This is a genomic window from Methylobacter sp. (assembly GCF_023227905.1).
In the GTDB taxonomy this organism is placed as follows: domain Bacteria; phylum Pseudomonadota; class Gammaproteobacteria; order Methylococcales; family Methylomonadaceae; genus Methylobacter_A.
Map to the genome: position 1 here is coordinate 25,839 of NZ_JALOCF010000008.1, position 17,523 is coordinate 43,361.

17 protein-coding genes and 1 CRISPR repeat array are annotated in these 17,523 nt (G+C 47.0%); of the genes, 10 read left to right on the forward strand and 7 right to left on the reverse strand.

Features of this window, described 5'->3' with window-relative positions:
• The first annotated feature begins 3 nt into the window (after positions 1-3).
• The 6 genes from cas6f to M0R47_RS05100 all read left to right on the forward strand — a co-directional run bounded on the left by cas6f (position 4) and on the right by M0R47_RS05100 (position 5,430).
• Positions 4-588 carry a type I-F CRISPR-associated endoribonuclease Cas6/Csy4 gene (gene cas6f, locus M0R47_RS05075; RefSeq protein ID WP_292551210.1) on the forward strand — a complete coding sequence of 195 codons (585 nt, stop codon included), beginning with the start codon at positions 4-6 and terminating at the stop codon, positions 586-588.
• A 131-nt stretch (positions 589-719) separates the two neighbouring features.
• Positions 720-1,709: a CRISPR direct-repeat array (repeat unit 28 nt; unit sequence GTTCCCTGCCGCACAGGCAGCTTAGAAA).
• 124 nt (positions 1,710-1,833) lie between these two features.
• On the forward strand, positions 1,834-2,778 hold the full coding sequence (gene rimK, locus M0R47_RS05080; RefSeq protein ID WP_292551213.1) for a 30S ribosomal protein S6--L-glutamate ligase: 945 nt from the start codon (positions 1,834-1,836) through the stop codon (positions 2,776-2,778).
• A 58-nt stretch (positions 2,779-2,836) separates the two neighbouring features.
• Positions 2,837-3,007, forward strand: coding sequence for a rubredoxin (locus tag M0R47_RS05085; RefSeq protein WP_292551216.1), 171 nt, complete (start codon positions 2,837-2,839; stop codon positions 3,005-3,007).
• Positions 3,008-3,037: 30 nt separating this feature from the next.
• Positions 3,038-3,769: a hypothetical protein gene (locus M0R47_RS05090; protein ID WP_292551219.1), complete on the forward strand. Its 732-nt coding sequence runs from the start codon at positions 3,038-3,040 to the stop codon at positions 3,767-3,769.
• A 53-nt stretch (positions 3,770-3,822) separates the two neighbouring features.
• Entirely contained in the window at positions 3,823-4,998 is a 1,176-nt protein-coding gene (locus M0R47_RS05095) for an NnrS family protein (RefSeq protein WP_292551222.1), read from the forward strand.
• A complete protein-coding gene (locus tag M0R47_RS05100; protein WP_292551224.1) occupies positions 4,999-5,430 on the forward strand; it encodes a DUF2721 domain-containing protein in 432 nt (143 codons plus the stop codon).
• Between the two features lie 5 nt (positions 5,431-5,435).
• Here M0R47_RS05100 and lpxK read toward each other — a convergent pair whose 3' ends face one another.
• The 6 genes from lpxK to prmB all read right to left on the reverse strand — a co-directional run bounded on the left by lpxK (position 5,436) and on the right by prmB (position 10,851).
• Positions 5,436-6,434, reverse strand: coding sequence for a tetraacyldisaccharide 4'-kinase (lpxK, locus tag M0R47_RS05105; protein WP_292551227.1), 999 nt, complete (start codon positions 6,432-6,434; stop codon positions 5,436-5,438).
• A 1-nt stretch (position 6,435) separates the two neighbouring features.
• Entirely contained in the window at positions 6,436-6,867 is a 432-nt protein-coding gene (locus M0R47_RS05110) for a biopolymer transporter ExbD (protein WP_292551229.1), read from the reverse strand.
• Complete coding sequence (locus M0R47_RS05115; protein WP_292551232.1) at positions 6,867-7,481, reverse strand: MotA/TolQ/ExbB proton channel family protein; 615 nt, start codon at positions 7,479-7,481, stop codon at positions 6,867-6,869. The genes M0R47_RS05110 and M0R47_RS05115 overlap by 1 nt, the downstream gene beginning before the upstream one ends.
• Before the next feature lie 73 nt (positions 7,482-7,554).
• Positions 7,555-8,715, reverse strand: a complete 1,161-nt coding sequence (locus M0R47_RS05120) for an MFS transporter (RefSeq protein ID WP_292551236.1) — start codon at positions 8,713-8,715, stop codon at positions 7,555-7,557.
• 115 nt (positions 8,716-8,830) lie between these two features.
• Positions 8,831-9,919, reverse strand: coding sequence for a chorismate synthase (gene aroC / locus M0R47_RS05125; protein ID WP_292551239.1), 1,089 nt, complete (start codon positions 9,917-9,919; stop codon positions 8,831-8,833).
• A 2-nt stretch (positions 9,920-9,921) separates the two neighbouring features.
• Entirely contained in the window at positions 9,922-10,851 is a 930-nt protein-coding gene (gene prmB, locus M0R47_RS05130) for a 50S ribosomal protein L3 N(5)-glutamine methyltransferase (RefSeq protein WP_292551242.1), read from the reverse strand.
• Between the two features lie 96 nt (positions 10,852-10,947).
• Here prmB and M0R47_RS05135 point away from each other — a divergent pair, with 96 nt between their 5' ends.
• Together M0R47_RS05135 and M0R47_RS05140 are read left to right on the forward strand one after the other, a co-directional pair.
• Positions 10,948-11,829: an HDOD domain-containing protein gene (locus M0R47_RS05135; protein WP_292551245.1), complete on the forward strand. Its 882-nt coding sequence runs from the start codon at positions 10,948-10,950 to the stop codon at positions 11,827-11,829.
• 11 nt (positions 11,830-11,840) lie between these two features.
• The gene (locus tag M0R47_RS05140; RefSeq protein WP_292551247.1) at positions 11,841-13,646 is read left to right on the forward strand and encodes a flagellar hook-length control protein FliK; all 1,806 of its coding nucleotides are present in this window, start codon (positions 11,841-11,843) and stop codon (positions 13,644-13,646) included.
• A 100-nt stretch (positions 13,647-13,746) separates the two neighbouring features.
• Here the strand turns inward: M0R47_RS05140 and M0R47_RS05145 are convergent, their stop codons facing one another.
• A complete protein-coding gene (locus M0R47_RS05145; RefSeq protein ID WP_292551250.1) occupies positions 13,747-15,333 on the reverse strand; it encodes a peptide chain release factor 3 in 1,587 nt (528 codons plus the stop codon).
• 545 nt (positions 15,334-15,878) lie between these two features.
• Here M0R47_RS05145 and M0R47_RS05150 point away from each other — a divergent pair.
• Complete coding sequence (locus tag M0R47_RS05150) at positions 15,879-16,172, forward strand: PilZ domain-containing protein (RefSeq protein WP_292551252.1); 294 nt, start codon at positions 15,879-15,881, stop codon at positions 16,170-16,172.
• 488 nt (positions 16,173-16,660) lie between these two features.
• Positions 16,661-17,482, forward strand: coding sequence for a winged helix family transcriptional regulator (locus M0R47_RS05155; RefSeq protein WP_292551254.1), 822 nt, complete (start codon positions 16,661-16,663; stop codon positions 17,480-17,482).
• Positions 17,483-17,523 lie beyond the last annotated feature (41 nt).

Below are 17,523 nucleotides of genomic sequence, written 5' to 3' on the forward strand. Positions count from 1 at the left end.
GTCATGGGGTTTTATTTAGAAATCACCTTATTACCTAATCCTGAAGTCGGGATAAATTTCCTCTGGTCCAAAGTATTCCAGCAAATCCACTTAGGCTTAGTCGAAATCCAAGACGAGCAAGGCCGCGTGCCGATTGGCCTATCGTTTCCTGACTATGTTATCGGCGAAAAACACAGCCTGTTGGGTGGTAAAGTGCGGCTATTGGCTAAGGATGAAGCAACCCTCAATCAATTCAACGCCGCCAAGTGGTTATCGCGCCTGAGTGATTATGTGCATTGCACCGGCATTCGCCCGGTGCCGGAAAAACTCACGGGATACGCCACTTATCAGCGCGAACAACCCAAAACCAGTAACGAGCGTTTAGCCAGACGTTATGCCAAACGACACAGTGTGGACTATGACGCTGCATTGGAGCGTTATAGCGCCATGACAAGTAAAACCATAGCAACTCCTTTTATCCGTCTAAAAAGTTTGAGTGGTGATCAGGCGTTTTGCTTATGGATTAAAAAAACCGTGGTCGCAGAACCGTCAGGGTCGACATTCAGCAGCTATGGCTTAAGTGCCGTAGCCAGCGTACCCGAATTTTGACCAAAATTTTTGACGCTTTTTAAAAATATATAGAAATCAGCTAGTTGTATAATGTGTTTTTGGGGATGGGTAAACCAAGCTAAATCTCCTGTAAACTGCTATGCAACTGGCTTTAAAGCTTTTTAAAATCAGTTCCCTGCCGCACAGGCAGCTTAGAAACATATCTGCGTTTCGGCCTTGTCGGCTTTGTCGTTCCCTGCCGCACAGGCAGCTTAGAAAATATTAAGCATTCACCGATTCCAGAAGTTTCCAGTTCCCTGCCGCACAGGCAGCTTAGAAATGAACCGTTAGTGTTCGGCATCAGCGAAGAGGGTTCCCTGCCGCACAGGCAGCTTAGAAATTGCATAGCCATTTCTTCGCCAGGCATGCCCAGTTCCCTGCCGCACAGGCAGCTTAGAAAGCTGTATTCATGGTTTTCCTCCGCCCAGGCGCGTTCCCTGCCGCACAGGCAGCTTAGAAAATCATCAAGGAAGGGCCGGACCGGCGCAATGCGTTCCCTGCCGCACAGGCAGCTTAGAAAGACCGATGACAAGCCTTTCCATATCAAGCATTGTTCCCTGCCGCACAGGCAGCTTAGAAAAAAAGAACTTGAACAAGAGCGGCTTGATTGCCGTTCCCTGCCGCACAGGCAGCTTAGAAAATTACTGAGGCGACGTCGACCTGACCCGAGAAGTTCCCTGCCGCACAGGCAGCTTAGAAAAAGTCCGCCCATTTCATGATAGTTGCGGTCATGTTCCCTGCCGCACAGGCAGCTTAGAAAAGAAATAGGCGGCATGATTGCCGTGAATCCTAGTTCCCTGCCGCACAGGCAGCTTAGAAAGGATATCGACACGTAACACAGACACTCAGGGCGTTCCCTGCCGCACAGGCAGCTTAGAAAATAACGCGCACAAAGTCGATCCTGGTAGGTTTGTTCCCTGCCGCACAGGCAGCTTAGAAAGGATTTCGGCTTGCGGATACATCGGTAGTAGTGTTCCCTGCCGCACAGGCAGCTTAGAAAGCCCTGGTTGAAAACATCACCCTGGTTTAACCCGTTCCCTGCCGCACAGGCAGCTTAGAAAATCAGGCCGTGCATTTGCGTGACGCCCAGCGAGTTCCCTGCCGTACAGGCAGCTTAGAAATTTAAGTTCTTTGTACCCAGCCGACAACATCAATTTCATACCCCATTTCTAAAGCATCCTGCCTTATTTCATGTCAAAATATGCGTTTATCTCAAATGTACTAATCGAGAATTTATAAGTCTTTATGAAAATAGCTATTTTGTCCCGTAACCCCAAACTGTATTCGACCTCTCGATTGGTCAAAGCCGCAGAAGCACGGGGTCATAAGGTACGGGTTTTGGATGTATTGCGTTGCTATATGAACATTACCTCGCACAATCCTTCTATCCATTACCGGGGTGAAGACTTAACGGGATTCGATGCCGTTATTCCCAGAATTGGCGCTTCGGTCACTTTCTACGGGACTGCGGTTTTAAGGCAGTTTGAAATGATGAATGTGTTCCCTTTGAATGAATCTGTAGCCATATCGCGCTCCCGTGATAAATTAAGATCGACTCAGTTGCTTGCCAGAAAAGGCATCGGCCTGCCGGTAACCGGTTTTGCCAACAATCCTGATGATATTGAGGACTTGATTGCCCAGGTTGGCGGCGCTCCGCTGGTGATTAAATTGCTGGAAGGCACGCAAGGCATCGGCGTGGTTCTGGCGGAAACCCACAATGCCGCAGAGAGCGTTATTCAGGCTTTCATGGGGCTGAAAGCCAATATCATGGTCCAGGAGTTTATCAAGGAAGCCGGCGGCAGCGACATTCGCTGTTTTGTAGTCGACGGCAAAGTCGTAGCCGCGATGAAACGGCAAGCAATACCAGGTGAGTTCCGTTCCAATCTGCATCGCGGCGGGTCTGCCGCTTTAGTACGCTTAACGCCTGAAGAGCGCTCTACCGCAGTGCGTGCCGCCAAAATCATGGGACTGAACGTGTGTGGCGTCGACATGCTGCGATCGAATCACGGCCCTGTCATCATGGAGGTTAATTCATCACCCGGATTGCAGGGCATTGAAGCGGCCAGCGGCAAGGATATTGCAGATTTAATTATTCAATTTATTGAAAAACGCTTTGAGACACTGGAAATTTCAAAGGACAAATCGCCTACCAATACCAGTACGAGAACCCGCACTCGCGGTAAAGGTTAACCGTGCAGCCGATTTAACGCACGCATACCACCCTTTCAATTAGCTTAAGAGGCACACTATGTCGGATTTTAAAAAATATCATTGCTTGGAATGTGAACATACTTATGATGAAGCCAAAGGCGATCCCGACAGCGGTATTGCACCGGGAACCCGCTGGGCGGATATTCCCGATAGCTGGGCCTGCCCAATATGCGGCGCTCCAAAGAGTTTTTTTAAATTGGTCGAATGATCTGTTCTTTTGGGCTAGAGGGCATTAAAAATGAAACATAGCCGCGCATTTCGTATCTTCTGCAGTGATGGTGGTAAAAGGCGTGAGCAAAAAGCGGTGGCATCATCCGGTCACTTGCCGCCCAAAGTCCCTAAACGGTTTATTTTGGCGCTGCTGATTTTTTGTCCCTTTAGCGCAATCGCTGCCAATACCTGGAGCTATCACCAGGAAACCGACAAATTAAGCAATCGAACCTATAGTTTTGCCCGGGCACCACTGCCGACTCGCGGTCTTTACGACAATGTCAGGCTGGAAATCGTCTGCAAGAATAATGCCTTACAAGTGGTTATTGATGCCGATAGTTTAATTGCCTCGCAAGGTAGAGCTTTTGATTTTGAATATCAAATCGATAAAAATCCTGCCGTTAAGATTCAAATGAAGGCCTTTCCGGACTCAAAGCGAAGAGGCTATACGGAAGAACATGCCAAACGCATCATTGATGACATGCTGTCCGGGCAGTCCATTTTTATCCGTGTCAACACCATGATACGCAAGGTCTTGTCCGCAGCCCTGCCATTGGAAAGCGCCGCCGAACCTATTAAACACGTTGCTGCCGATTGCGGCCTTAGTGTGTCCGATAACGCAGCCGGTGAATCCCCTTATAGCCTGGACGAATTCGAGCAGGAATTTGCCAATCTGCCTTTAGAGCAGCAACAGCAAGTGCTGAAGCAAATAAAAAAAATCATGCTGGAAACACAAAAAGCTCTTTTAAGAGATAAATGAGTATAATTAGCGGCATTATCGAATGCTGAGCTGAATTGGACGGAAACCTCGCAATGAAATCACAACCTATTTTTGACTACCCGCTTTTTGCACTTGGATTTAGAGCCTTTTTTGCTTTGGCAGGCCTTGCGGCGCTGGTCCTGATTGTCTTCTGGAATGCCATATACAGCGGCACGTTAACGTCCGAACACTATTATCCTAACAACTACTGGCATGCTCACGAAATGTTGTTGGGTTATGCCGTAGCGGTCATTGCAGGTTTTTTATTAACGGCGGTTAAAAACTGGACCGGAAAACCGACCATAACCGGCGACCAACTAGCTAGCTTATGCCTGTTATGGCTTTACGGACGCATTCTGCCGTTCTATGCAGGCGCATTGCCTGATGCGTTGATCGCACTGGTGGATTTTTCATTTTTACCTATTCTGGCTTATCAAGTCAGCAAGCCGATCATTCAGGCACAACAGTTTAAAAATCTATTTTTTATCGGCCTGTTATTGCTGTTGGCTCTGGGTAACGGCTTGATTCATGCTGAAATGTTGGGCTTGCAGGACAACAGCGCAACAGCCGGCATCCAGCTGGTTGTTGCGACTATTATCATCTTAATATTGATCATCGCCGGGCGCGTCTTTCCTTTCTTTACCGAGCGGGGAATCCCCGGAACGCTGATCATCAGAAACCCGTTGCTGGACAGCTTGTCTGTCGCGTCAGCCGTCATCGTATTTGCTCTGCAATTATTCGATATTTCAGGAACGCTGTTAGCCTTGGCGGCGGTAATTGCCATTGCCGTTAACATCGCCAGACTTGCCGGCTGGTATGTGCGACGCATCTGGTACGTACCTTTGTTATGGGTACTTTATGCCGGTTACGGCTGGATCATTCTGGGCTTTATATTGACCGCACTGTCGGCCTATTCGGTAGTGCTGCCGACCTTGGCATTGCATGCTTTTACGTTGGGCGGGATCGGCATATTAACATTAGGGATGATGGCGAGAGTATCGCTAGGCCACACCGGCCGGGCGCTAAAGGCTTCCAATGCTATAGCTATAGCGTTCGTGCTGATTAATGTCGCCGCATTGTTCCGGGTGTTATTACCGATAGCGATGCCGACCTGGTACGAAAACTTGCTTTACCTATCAACGCTTTCCTGGCTGGCGGCATTTTCCCTGTTTATTTTTGTTTACGCCCCTATTTTAACCAGTGCCAGAGTTGACGGTCAGGAAGGTTAAGTGCTGCCCAAGCTTGAGGGGATTGTTGAACTGATAACCGGTTCCCTGGTCTTGTTTTCCAGTATCGGCATTTTTGTATTGACCTTAAACGCCCGTTATACCCATGCAATAGGCCGGGTTAGAGATATTTACGACGACCTGAAAACCAGTCAAAAAAGCGAAAAACTGGAAAAGGAACTCAATACCATGGTGTACCGCTGCCAAGTGCTCAAGTGGAGTTTCGCCCTGCTTTTATGTAGTGCGATCAGCAGCGGTGTATTTATGCTGGGCTCAATAGCGTTGCGATTTACCGATCAGATCATCAGCACTGAAATCCTGATTTTATTTGTCGTGCTCAGCGTGTTGTTTATTTTCAGTTCAATGGTTTGCTTGTTTATCGATGTGCTGGCTTCTTTACGCGCAACGATGATTCATATTGAGCGAATAAAATAATTATTCTACTTGTTCATTTTTTCGCGTAATAAGCTTAATAAGTGTTCGGAAAAACCCGCTTCAGGAACAGCTTTTACTGGAATGTACCAATGCTGATCTCCTGCAAATGCCATGCACTTTACCGCATCCTTCTCGGTCATTAATACCGGCGCTGAGCCTGGGAACGAGATGTCGCTGTGCCGAAATTTATAATGGTCCTGGAAACTGTGGGTTTTACAGTTCAAACCGGCTGACTCCAGCAGTTTAAAAAAACGGTCGGGATTGCCGATGCCCGCCAAGGCATGACAGCCAGTTGCATTGAATTCCTGCAATGACTTTTGATCTCCGTTGGCCAGATTGACTGCGGTGTTTCCGGTGATTTTCATCGAAAACTCGTTGTCTTCCGATTTTTCTCCGTTCACGACGACAAAATCGACGCTCTGCAATCGTTCTATCGGTTCTCGGAGCGGCCCTGCCGGCAGGCAATAACCGTTGCCGAAGCGCCTTTCCCCGTCGATCACGGCAATTTCAATATCCCTGTTCAACGCATAATGTTGCAGGCCGTCGTCGGATAAAATGACATTGCAATCAGATCTCTCAAGCAGCAGCTTCGCGGCATCTGCCCGTATCGGACTTACCGCCATCGGGCAGCCGGTCTGCCTGGCAATCAACAAAGCCTCATCACCGACATTTTCGGCTGTGCTGTCTGCGACTACCCATTGCGGCCAGATTTCAGCTTGTCCGCCGTAGCCTCTGCTGATAATGCCGGGCTTGAAGCCCTCATTTTTAAGCAATTCGGCCAACCAGATAATCAGCGGCGTTTTGCCGGTGCCGCCGACGGTAATGTTGCCTATCACGATGACAGGAACCGGCAGGGTGTGCTTTTTTAACACGCCGATTCGGTACAGGAATTTCCTGAATTTAACGAAATCGCTGAATAAAAAGCCCAACGGCATCAACCACACGCCGATAAACGGGTCTTTATACCAAATGTCCACCAGCCATCGGGATAAGGTTTTTTTCATGCTATTCGGCCGGATGCAGTGTCGCAAAAGTGATATGGCTGAATCCTACCTGACCGGCAATATCCAACGCAGTCATGACCGCTTTGTTTGGCGTTTTGTCATCGGCATTGATAATAAAAGGAACATCTTTTGAATTGACCGCAAGCTTGCCCAATTCCTGTTTTAAGCCTGCCCTGCTTTGATCGATTAATTGATGAGGCTGGCCGTCAGCGCCAAGCAGCGAGTAAATACCGTCGGCATCGATTACAAGGGAAACTGTTTTAGGATGTTCCTCAGCCGGCGATCCTTCCGCTTCGGGAAGCTTGATATTGACTTCCGTATAATGACTAAAGGTTGTCGAGACCATGAAGAACAACAGCAACACAAATAGCACGTCGATCATTGAGATCAACGTGATGTCGACATTTTCTCGTTTTTTTCGTTGAAACTTCATCAGGACAACTTCCGGTCTTCGTGCAAAATATCAACCAGTTTTAACGCTTCCTCTTCCATCGTAACGACATATTCGTCAACCAGCCTTTCAAAATAGCGATGAAAAATCAGGCTAGGAATAGCCACGGTCAAACCCGCCGCTGTCGTAATCAGCGCCACAGAAATACCACCGGCCAAGACAGAAGGATTACCGGCCCCATGCTGTAAAAGCGAGGCAAAAATATCGATCATGCCGAATACGGTGCCTAATAAACCCAGCAATGGGCTGACAGCGGCGATAGTCCCCAAGGTATTAAGAAAGCGTTCCATGTCATGCACGACCCTGCGGCCGGTCTCTTCAATGCATTCTTTCATGAATTTCCTGCCATGATGGCTATTGGCAAGACCTGCGGCCAAAATACGACCGAGCGGCGAGCTGTTTTTCAAGTGCCGCAGGGTGGCGTCATCAATTTTGTTGTCACGGGATAATCGCCATACCTGCGAAACCAGCTCTGGCGGCAAAATTTTCTTTCTTCGTAAAGACCAAAAGCGTTCCGCAATAATGCCCATGGCGCCTATGGAACACAGCATGATCGGCAGCATCATCCAGCCACCGCTTTTTATAATTTCAAACACATCATTTCCCAAAAAAATTACAGACCGGGTTAACCTAACCCGGCATTATTTTAACCTATACCCACACGGGGCACTAGGAGACGGCTCTGTTTCGAGAACTTTCCCGCCCAACCCAGATATAGGCGATGATAAAAGCAATACAACAAAAAGCTGTCGCCATTGAATAGACGAACTCTGCGCCGAAGGACTCCCAATAATAGCCGCTGTAGTAACTACCTATCATTCCGCCCAAACCAAAAGTCAGGCTGGCGTATAGCGCTTGGCCTTTACCCTGATGCCGGTCGCCGAAATACAAATGAACCAAGTGAATCGCGGCGACATGCGCCCCGCCAAATGTTGCGGCGTGTAATAATTGAGCAAACAGCAATAGCCAAAAATAATCGACGCCCCAACCGATTATTAACCAACGGACAACCGATAACAGGATACTGGTCAATAAAATCGCCCGCAGGGAAAAACGCTTCAACACTTGGCGCATGTAGATGAATAAAACAATCTCGGCAAAAACAGCCAGCGCCCACAAGAAACCGGTCAGGCTTGCCGTATATTGGTAATGTTTAAGGTAAATCGAATAAAAGACATAGTAAGGCGAATGGGCAAGCTGGAGCAGTAAATAAACAACCAGAAAAGCCCATAGTTCAATGCTTTTCATGATTTGCATGATGCCGACGGCGGCCGTTTCATGATGCGGAACCTGAATTGACGGCGTCACTAAGCTGACCAGCCATATTAGCGTCATCGAAATGGCGACCGCTATCGGGATTATGAGCAAGGGCTGATAATCCAGCAACTGGCCTACGCCCAGCACCGCAACGATAAAACCGATAGATCCCCACAATCTTATCCGGCTATAGCGATGCGCTTGATCTTTTAAATGATACAAGGTTACCGCTTCGAATTGCGGCAACGTGGAGTTCCAAAACATGCCGAAAGCTATCGTTATCCAGGCAAACCAAAAATAGCCTTTGGCATATAAAAAACCGGCAAACAGCAAAGCGGTCAAAAAAGAGGTTATGCGAATAATCCGTAAATGTCTTCCGGTATGATCGGCAATCCAGCCGCATAGCATCGGGGCAATAATTCTGGTGCCGCCCAGCAGCGCAAAAAGTTCGCCGATTTGAACAGGGTTAAAGCCGCTGTCTTTTAAATAGAGGCTCCAATAAGGAAGAAAAGTGCCTACTGTTGCGAAATAAAAAAAGTAAAAACCGGACAGCCGCCAGTAAGGGATAGACATCGAATTATTCATCTAAACGGTGTAAGTGAAACCTTCCAGGTTTTAAAAACCTGGAAGGTTTGGGATGTGCCCGCTCCAAAGTTTCCGGCTTTGGTTATTGGTAATGATTATCCGCTTATCTTAAAACCGGCAGTCCCGATTGAACGTTCAAGTTTTGCGCACGGTGCCGCAATAAATGATCCATAAGCACTATCGCCATCATCGCTTCGGCAATCGGCGTTGCGCGTATACCCACGCAAGGGTCGTGTCGACCTTCGGTAACGACGTCAATCGCCTCGCCTTGCAGATTAATACTTCTGCCCGGCAGCCGTAGGCTGGAGGTCGGCTTCAAGGCGATACTGGCAGTAACATTCTGACCGCTGGAAATACCGCCTAAGATGCCGCCGGCATGGTTACTTAAAAAACCGTCCGGGGTGATTTCATCGCGAAACTGCGTGCCTTTGCTGTTGATGCAATCGAAACCGTCGCCGATTTCCACGCCTTTGACCGCATTGATGCTCATCAAGGCATGGGCCAGATCGGCATCAAGCCGGTCGAAGATAGGCTCACCCAACCCTGGCGGGACGTTGGTTGCCACAACTTCAATTCTTGCTCCGATAGACTCGCCTTCCTTTCGCAACGCATCCATGTAAGTTTCCATTTCAGCAACTTTATCGGCATCGGGGCAGAAAAAAGGATTGCTGTCGATAATCGTCCAATCGACTTTTTCTATTTTTATCGGCCCCAGTTGCGATAGATAGCCGCGTATTTCTATGCCGGCCTGTTCTTTCAGGTATTTTTTGGCAATGCCGCCCGCCGCAACACGCATGGCTGTCTCGCGAGCCGATGAGCGTCCGCCGCCCCTATAATCCCGAATGCCGTATTTATGCTGATAGGTATAATCCGCATGGCCGGGCCTGAACGTGTCGGCTATTTTGGAATAATCCTTGGAGCGCTGGTCGGTATTCTCGATTAACAAGCCAATCGGCGTACCGGTGGTTTTGCCTTCAAATACGCCGGACAAAATTTTGACTTCATCGACTTCACGCCTTTGAGTCGTGTGACGCGAAGTGCCCGGCTTCCTGCGATCCAGGTCCTCCTGTAAATCCGCTTCGGTCAACGCCATGCCCGGAGGGCAGCCATCGACGATGCAGCCTATTGCGGGACCGTGGCTTTCGCCAAACGAAGTAACGGTAAATAATTTTCCTATTGAGTTTCCAGACATAGTTATAAAGCCGCTAAAAATAATTCGTTATATTGGCTGACCTGTTCCGCTGTCAGCAAAAATACGCCATCGCCGCCGCGCTCGAAATCCAGCCAGTAAAAAGGTACATCAGGGAAAGCATTCTGCAAGGTTTCCGCACTGCTGCCCACTTCCACAATCAAAATCCCCTGCTCTGCCAGATAGCGGTCGGCATCAACCAAAATGCGCAACACGATATCCAACCCTGTGTGTCCCCCCTTAAAGCCCATATCCGGCTCGGCGCGAAATTCTGCGGGTAACTGCTCCCATTCTTCGAGGCATACATAGGGTGGATTACTGACGATGACATCATAGCGAAATTCGGGCAGTTCATTAAACAAGTCCGACTGGTAAAGCGTTACCACATCTTCCAACTGGTGCTTGGCAACATTCAGTTCGGCGACCGCCAGCGCATCGGTCGACAGGTCCACTGCATCAACGTTGGCATCGGGAAAGGCATAAGCGCAGGCTATGGCGATGCAGGCGCTGCCGGTACACAAGTCCAGGATGCGGACGACGCGTTCTTCATCCACCCAAGGCGAGAAGCGCTGTTCGATCAATTCGGCAATAGGCGATCTCGGCACCAGTACCCGCTCATCAACATAGAATGACAGGCCTGCAAAAATAGCCTCATGCGTCAGATAGGCGGCCGGTATGCGTTCATTGATGCGCCTGTCTATCATATAAATTACGGCTTGGCGCTCGGTTGGCGTCAGCACGCTTTGCAGATAGGCATCCGACAGATTATAGGGCTGATGAACGGTATGTAAAACCAGTGCGGCCGCTTCATCCAGCGCAGATGCAGTGCCATGGCCAAAACATACGTTGGCCTCGGTAAAACGGCTGGCGGCCCAGCGGATGTAGTCGCGAATGGTTGATAAAGTTGTTAAAACTTCAGATGGCGTTGTTTTCATTGCGGGACAAAATAAGATAGATGCAATACGGTTCGACGAAACAAGAGATTTTAAACTAAACTTTGCGAGCTTGTTTGAATATTAAATAGTCGCGACATGAGCCAAACCAACAACAATCTTAATAATATTGCCGCAAGTTTGGCTAAAAACAAACTCTTAATGGACTGTTATCAGAATATGCAAACCAATAACCTGGTATTGCCGACTATTCCCGATGCGTGTTTTAAGATTCGTCGCGCAATTAATGTCGATAACTCGAATATCTCTTCAATAGCCCGGATAGTCCAGATTGACCCATCAATTACAGCCAGGCTGATACAGATATCCAACAGCTCTTTATATGCAGGACGAAAAAAGATTGAAAGCTGCCCGGAAGCGATGACCCGACTGGGATTAAAAGCGGCCCAAGACATTATTACCGCGTTTGCATTAAAATCGGTATTTAGCGCCAAGTCGCCGGTTATTCGTAAAAAGATGGCAGAGCTCTGGGAGCACAGCAGTTACATTGCCTCCATCAGCGCTGTCTTCGCACATAAAATTCCAGGCTTTGACCCTGACCGGGCCATGCTGGCCGGGTTGGTGCATGATATTGGTATTGTGCCTATTTTGACTTATGCCGACAATCATCCCGATGTTATTGCCAATCCTAAAGACCTTGTGGAAACGGTAAAAGAATTACGCGCAGCCATAGGCGTACAAATTATTCGTCAATGGGATTTTCCCAGCGATTTTGAAGATGTAGTGATTAATGCCGAAAATTGGTTTCGCAATAACGATAACCCATCCAGCTACGCAGATATCGTGATGATCTCGCAGATATATAGCTTTATCGGCAAAGTTGATATTAAAAAGATACCCAAAATAAACGACCTGCCCGCCTATAGAAAACTAGCCGGACATTTGGATGCAGATGATGCGATTAATATGCTGGATGCCGTAAAAGATGAGATAGGGAATGTCCGGAAAATGCTGGAATAAGATAATCTTAAATGGATATTAACTCATCAATAAATACCCAACCGCTATTCGCTGCCAACAGACTGCTGGAAAACACTTTAAACCTGAAAGTCGGCCAACAGCTTGACGTAAAAGTGATAGAAGCCGATATACAAGCGGTAAAAAACGCTGTAACTTTATCATTGAGCGGCAAAGACGTTACTGTCCAAAGCAACCGGCCGATTTCGCTAAGCTCAGGGCAGGATTTAAAAATCCAGGTGACTCAGGTCGCCCCTGTCATAGAATTCAAAGTTATTGAGCCTCCGCCCGAGCTAAAAAGCCAAACGGTTGATATGCGCCTAAAGCTAATATCGACTGCCAGGGATGGTGGAAGTGTTGCGACCAGCACGACAGCAAGGATGCAGGACGACTACACAGATGCAGGAGCGGTTGCCGAGGTAGAGCAACGCAGGGAGCAGTTGCCGAGGAATCTGATGCAGCCAACCACCGCCAGAAATGGGGCAAGCTCCATAATCCAAAAGGACGGCACTCCCCTCTCACTGCCTGTAAAGCAGCTATTAGAAGCAAAAATAATCAGCATTATCGGCAACAAAATCCAATTACAAGTATTTAACTCGGCGGAGATCGGCACTAAACAAGTTGGCCCTCTCAATATTGATCGAAGCCAACTGGCTAACGCAACTTCGGATTTAAAAATCGGGCAAAGCCTGAACCTGGAAATCGTCAAAACAGGAACCACGCCCGAATTTAAGATTATTCCTGCCGGTAACAACATTCCTGAAGCCAAAGTGGCTGAATTTATAAAGCAGTTCCTGCCGCGGCATGAAGCATCGCCAATCTTTTTAAATCAACTGATAAAAGATTTGCCGCAGCTGATGAAAAATGAAAGCGTGCCCCAGGCGCTAAAGGATATTGCCGCGAAAATAGTCCAGAACCTGCCGCCCAAAGAACAGTTGATTTCTAGCCAAGGACTTAAGCAAGCGATTGTCAATTCGGGATTGTTTCTTGAGGCCAAGTTGCCGCCTGCGATGTCTCAAACCGAATTAATTAAAGAGCTGCCTCAACTGATAAAAAACGAAAGCGTACCTCAATCATTGCAACGCATTGCCGCTGAAATATTGCAGAACCTGACGCAAAAACAACCCTCTCTTAACCGCCCAAATCTTGAACAGCCGGCGGCCAATTCGAAACCGGTTCCCGAAGCGGAATTAAAGTTAAATCCGGCAAATGCCGGGGAGACAGGCGCTTTAAGCGATACAGGATCAATGACCGCGGACTTCAAAGCCAACTTGCTTAAATTTATTCAAGCCTTAAAGCAGGAAATCACCCACCAAGGCGAGCAGCCATCAAATCAGGCCGATCTTGACCTGCTAAAAAATCTGCAACATAAAACTGAAAACACCGTTGCCAAGCTAGCCCTCGATCAATTGATGTCTCTGCCCAAGGAAGACAGCCCAAAGCAGCTATGGATCATCGACATTCCATTCATGGACAGGCAACAGGCGGAATCGGTCAGAATTGAAGTGCAGCGCGACAAGGAAAACAACGCGCAGTCCGGCAACGGCAACTGGTCGGTTAATATCACCCTTACGCCGCCGGGACTGGATACGATCCATTGCATCGCATCCTACCGGGACAATGTGATTAATACCTTTTTTAAAAGCCGGAACACGCAAACGACAGAGTTGATCAAACACAATATGGATTACCTGAAAAACCAGCTTGAGGAATCAGGCCTTAAAACAGGGCACATGGACGCCCATGATGAAGCTCAAAAAACGCAATCGACGCATGCTCATCAATTGGTTCAAAAAAAACTGTTTGACGATAATGCTTAGAGGCTTCTTTGTGGAAGCCCTTTAAAAAACAGTAACTGTCAGATATAAGTTTGAACCACTACATCCGACAGTGTTAACACCAAAGGACTCCTAGAAAAACTTACAACTCCCGCGTTGCGCTGAATTTAATATCCGGCCAGCGCTCTTCGGTCAGTTGCAGATTGACCCGGCTGTTGGCGACATAAACCAGGTAACCGCCGCCGTCTTCGGCCAGATTGTCAAAAGCCTTTTTCTTGAACTCTTCCAATTTAGCCGGCTTATCCGCGCTTACCCAACGCACGGCTGAGATGGGGATTGCGTCATAAACGCATTCAACGTTATATTCGCTTTTAAGCCTGAACGCGGTGACATCAAACTGCAACACACCGACCGCGCCTAAAATAAGGTCATTATTTTTTAACGGCTTAAACAACTGGGTGGCGCCTTCCTCGGTCAACTGCACCAGCCCTTTTTGCAGGGCTTTGGCTCTTAACGGATCCTTTAACACCACCCGACGGAACAATTCCGGCGCAAAATACGGAATGCCGCCGTATTTAAGCGTTTCACCCTGGGTAAAGGTGTCGCCGACCTGAATGGTGCCGTGGTTATGCAGGCCGATGATGTCGCCTGGATAGGCTTCTTCGACGCTTTTTCTCGTGTCGGCCTGAAAGGTAATCGCGTTAGCAACCTGAATATTTTTGCCGATACGCACATGATGAATCTTCATGCCCTTGTCGAATTTACCGGAGCACACCCTTAAAAATGCGATCCGGTCTCGATGGGACGGGTCCATATTGGCCTGCACTTTAAAAACAAAGCCGGTAAAGTTAGGCTCATCCGGTAACACCGTGCGTTGCTCTGCTTCGCGGGGCCTGGGTGGCGGGGCGTATTCAGCGAATGCATCGAGCAATTCGATAATGCCGAAATTGTTGATGGCCGAACCGAAGAAAACCGGCGTCAGGTTGCCGGCCAGGTAATCTTCAAGATCGAACTCATGGCTCGCGCCTTTGACTAAATCGATTTCATCCCTGAGTTCCTGGGCCTGATCGTCCAGCAGTTCATCCAGCTTTGGATTATCCAAACCCTTGATAATTTCAGCCTGGGCGATTCTGCCGCCGTGCTGGGCGCTGAACAAATGGATTTCATCCTTATACAGATGATAAACCCCCTTAAAGCGTTTGCCCATGCCGATGGGCCAGGTCATCGGTGCGCATTTGATGTTCAGGACATTCTCGACTTCGTCCATTAATTCAATAGGTTCCCGCCCTTCCCTGTCCAGCTTGTTAATAAAGGTCAGAATCGGCGTAGTGCGCAGGCGGCACACTTCCATCAAGTTGATAGTTCTGTCTTCAACGCCTTTGGCAACGTCTATGACCATCAGTGCCGAATCGACTGCGGTCAAGGTACGGTAGGTATCTTCCGAAAAGTCTTCATGACCCGGCGTATCGAGCAGGTTGATAATGCTGTCTTTATGCTCAAACTGCATGACCGACGTGGTCACCGAAATACCCCGCTCCTTTTCCATTTCCATCCAGTCGGAAGTTGCATGACGCGCCGCTTTACGGCCTTTTACCGAGCCTGCAAGCTGAATTGCGCCTCCGAACAGCAACAGTTTTTCAGTGATGGTGGTTTTACCCGCGTCAGGGTGAGAGATAATGGCGAAGGTTCTACGGCGTTTAGTTTCGGAGCTTATTTCAGTAATCGACATGTTTTATGGAAAAAATAGGTACGCGAAGTACGCAACAAAAAAGCACCCATTGTTACTTGGGACGAATGGATGATTGAGGGCTTTTATCAATGATGTACAAAAATCCTGTTGGCGGGTAGTAGATATTACCGGTAGATCTAACTAAACCTGAGCAGGTTCTTAAAAACACAAGGTAGCTTCAACCTGCTGATTTTACCTAATTTACATAAAATAAGTAAGACTCAGTCTTTCTCAATGCCGAATAAACCGACTGCTAATGAAGTCCAAGGCAGCCATCTGATAGGTAAGAGCACTTATTGATTGCTTGCATAGGATTTTCTATCCTAATTTATTCTTAATAATTTCTTAATTTTATCCTAATTAATTCTTAATAATTTCTTAACGAATTTTTAGGATCATAAACAACCAGACAAACGATGCCTTTTGGGTTGTTGCGCCATCTTTTGGTAACTATATGAGCTTTTTATAATTGATAAATAAGTTGTTAATTATCCGTAGAAATTATGCAGCAGACTTTTTCTTAATATTAAGGAATCACTATTGATATGAAACAAGACCTGAATCAAATCAAAGAAAACCGGTTAGCCGGACGCTATCCTACTTTTTATACTGTTGAACTTGATTCAGGGACGGGGATAACGCGCGATCTGAGTACTGCGGGGGTCTGCTTTACTACAGCTAATGAAATTGAATCGGATTCAATGTTGCGGTGTTTCATCCTCATGCAAAAAATGGGCAAGAATATGACTCGTATTCGCTGTGAAGGCAGAGTGGTACGTGTGAATAAATCCGCTGATGGATGGGAGGTTGCCGTTAATTTCACAACACTGGAATGGTAATTAGAAGTCAATACGACACTTCAAGCCGCATAGGGGGACTGACGGATAATGCCGCTATCTTCCCTTTTCACGAATGCCAAAGCATATTTCGAATGCCTATCCAGACGCCAAACCGGATTACAGAAATAATGGTTGTGAATTATGGCTTCAATAACCAACCATACATGAAAGCACAGACCAACCAATAGAAGTTAGCCGACAATAACGTTTTTTAACAGGCAATTAGTAATCGATACGGCTACCCCAAAAACAGCCATTAATTCACAAAGAACCTTGAATTATGATGAGTGAATTTATAGATACGCACTATTACTAATGGAAATTAGCCTTCTTATGCATTAAGTTGTGACGGGATAATCTTATTGTAACTTGCTAATTTGTTGTAGCTTTTATGTGTCAAGACTTTTGTCTTTTATAAACGAATTATTTTCTTGTTGTCTCTTCAGACTTGGCGTCTGTTCATCTTCATGGATTTTACGAGGAACCATATGAACACAAATTTCCGGATCGGATTGATTAGTGACGACCCTTACCATCAGGGATTATTAAAAGGGTATTGTCAAGCACATCGTTATAAGTTTTTCGAATCGACCGCAGACAGGGAATCGATCAATAAAATGATTCAGATACGGCCAAACATAGTCATTCTTACTGACAGTTTGGCACAAGATCAAAAAAACAACTTTGACTTGATTCGGGACATGAGTGTTAATCATCAAATTCCGGTATGTTATTTACGTGACAGCAATAAAGCTCCCAGTCTACCAAAAGAGGTAACTTGCTGGTTAGACGCAACTTTAGATGCCCCGCTTGACGTCAATCAACTAAAAGATTACTTGCATAACAAATTCAAACTCCATCATCGATTTATTCAGGAAAAAAGAAATCATGAACGACGAGCCGTTATTGATCGCAGGATGATAACGTCTGAGCAGCAAAATGAAGCCGCCTATCATAATCAACCGATCAAAAATTTATCCTCTAATGAGCACTGTTTCATGATCGAACCTTTCCACATCGATCAGCGCTCCAAATCCGTCCTGTTTAACGGAAAATTGTTGAATTTAACCCGAAAGGAATATGAACTTTTTGAATTGTTGGCGAAAGATATTGACCGGGTGTTTATGACTCACGAAATTATCAACCATCTCTGGCCTGAAAATAACCGGGCAACCAAATCGGATCTGTATCAGTACATGCACCTATTAAGAAAAAAAATTGAAGAAGATCCAAATAACCCTCAATGGATTTTGACTGTAAAAGGTTTTGGATACAAATTGAATGTGGTTGCGCCTGGTAAAGTAAACTAGCGTTTGGCCAACCATCTTTTGGAATAGGATGAGTCCAAGAT

Bases quoted from the DNA above. Each gene is read 5' to 3' on its own strand.
- cas6f (WP_292551210.1), top strand. From the start codon at position 4: ATGGGGTTTTATTTAGAAATCACCTTATTACCTAATCCTGAAGTCGGG.
- rimK (WP_292551213.1), top strand. From the start codon at position 1,834: ATGAAAATAGCTATTTTGTCCCGTAACCCCAAACTGTATTCGACCTCT.
- M0R47_RS05085 (WP_292551216.1), top strand. From the start codon at position 2,837: ATGTCGGATTTTAAAAAATATCATTGCTTGGAATGTGAACATACTTAT.
- M0R47_RS05090 (WP_292551219.1), top strand. From the start codon at position 3,038: ATGAAACATAGCCGCGCATTTCGTATCTTCTGCAGTGATGGTGGTAAA.
- M0R47_RS05095 (WP_292551222.1), top strand. From the start codon at position 3,823: ATGAAATCACAACCTATTTTTGACTACCCGCTTTTTGCACTTGGATTT.
- lpxK (WP_292551227.1), bottom strand. From the start codon at position 6,434: ATGAAAAAAACCTTATCCCGATGGCTGGTGGACATTTGGTATAAAGAC.
- M0R47_RS05110 (WP_292551229.1), bottom strand. From the start codon at position 6,867: ATGAAGTTTCAACGAAAAAAACGAGAAAATGTCGACATCACGTTGATC.
- M0R47_RS05120 (WP_292551236.1), bottom strand. From the start codon at position 8,715: ATGTCTATCCCTTACTGGCGGCTGTCCGGTTTTTACTTTTTTTATTTC.
- aroC (WP_292551239.1), bottom strand. From the start codon at position 9,919: ATGTCTGGAAACTCAATAGGAAAATTATTTACCGTTACTTCGTTTGGC.
- prmB (WP_292551242.1), bottom strand. From the start codon at position 10,851: ATGAAAACAACGCCATCTGAAGTTTTAACAACTTTATCAACCATTCGC.
- M0R47_RS05135 (WP_292551245.1), top strand. From the start codon at position 10,948: ATGAGCCAAACCAACAACAATCTTAATAATATTGCCGCAAGTTTGGCT.
- M0R47_RS05140 (WP_292551247.1), top strand. From the start codon at position 11,841: ATGGATATTAACTCATCAATAAATACCCAACCGCTATTCGCTGCCAAC.
- M0R47_RS05145 (WP_292551250.1), bottom strand. From the start codon at position 15,333: ATGTCGATTACTGAAATAAGCTCCGAAACTAAACGCCGTAGAACCTTC.
- M0R47_RS05150 (WP_292551252.1), top strand. From the start codon at position 15,879: ATGAAACAAGACCTGAATCAAATCAAAGAAAACCGGTTAGCCGGACGC.
- M0R47_RS05155 (WP_292551254.1), top strand. From the start codon at position 16,661: ATGAACACAAATTTCCGGATCGGATTGATTAGTGACGACCCTTACCAT.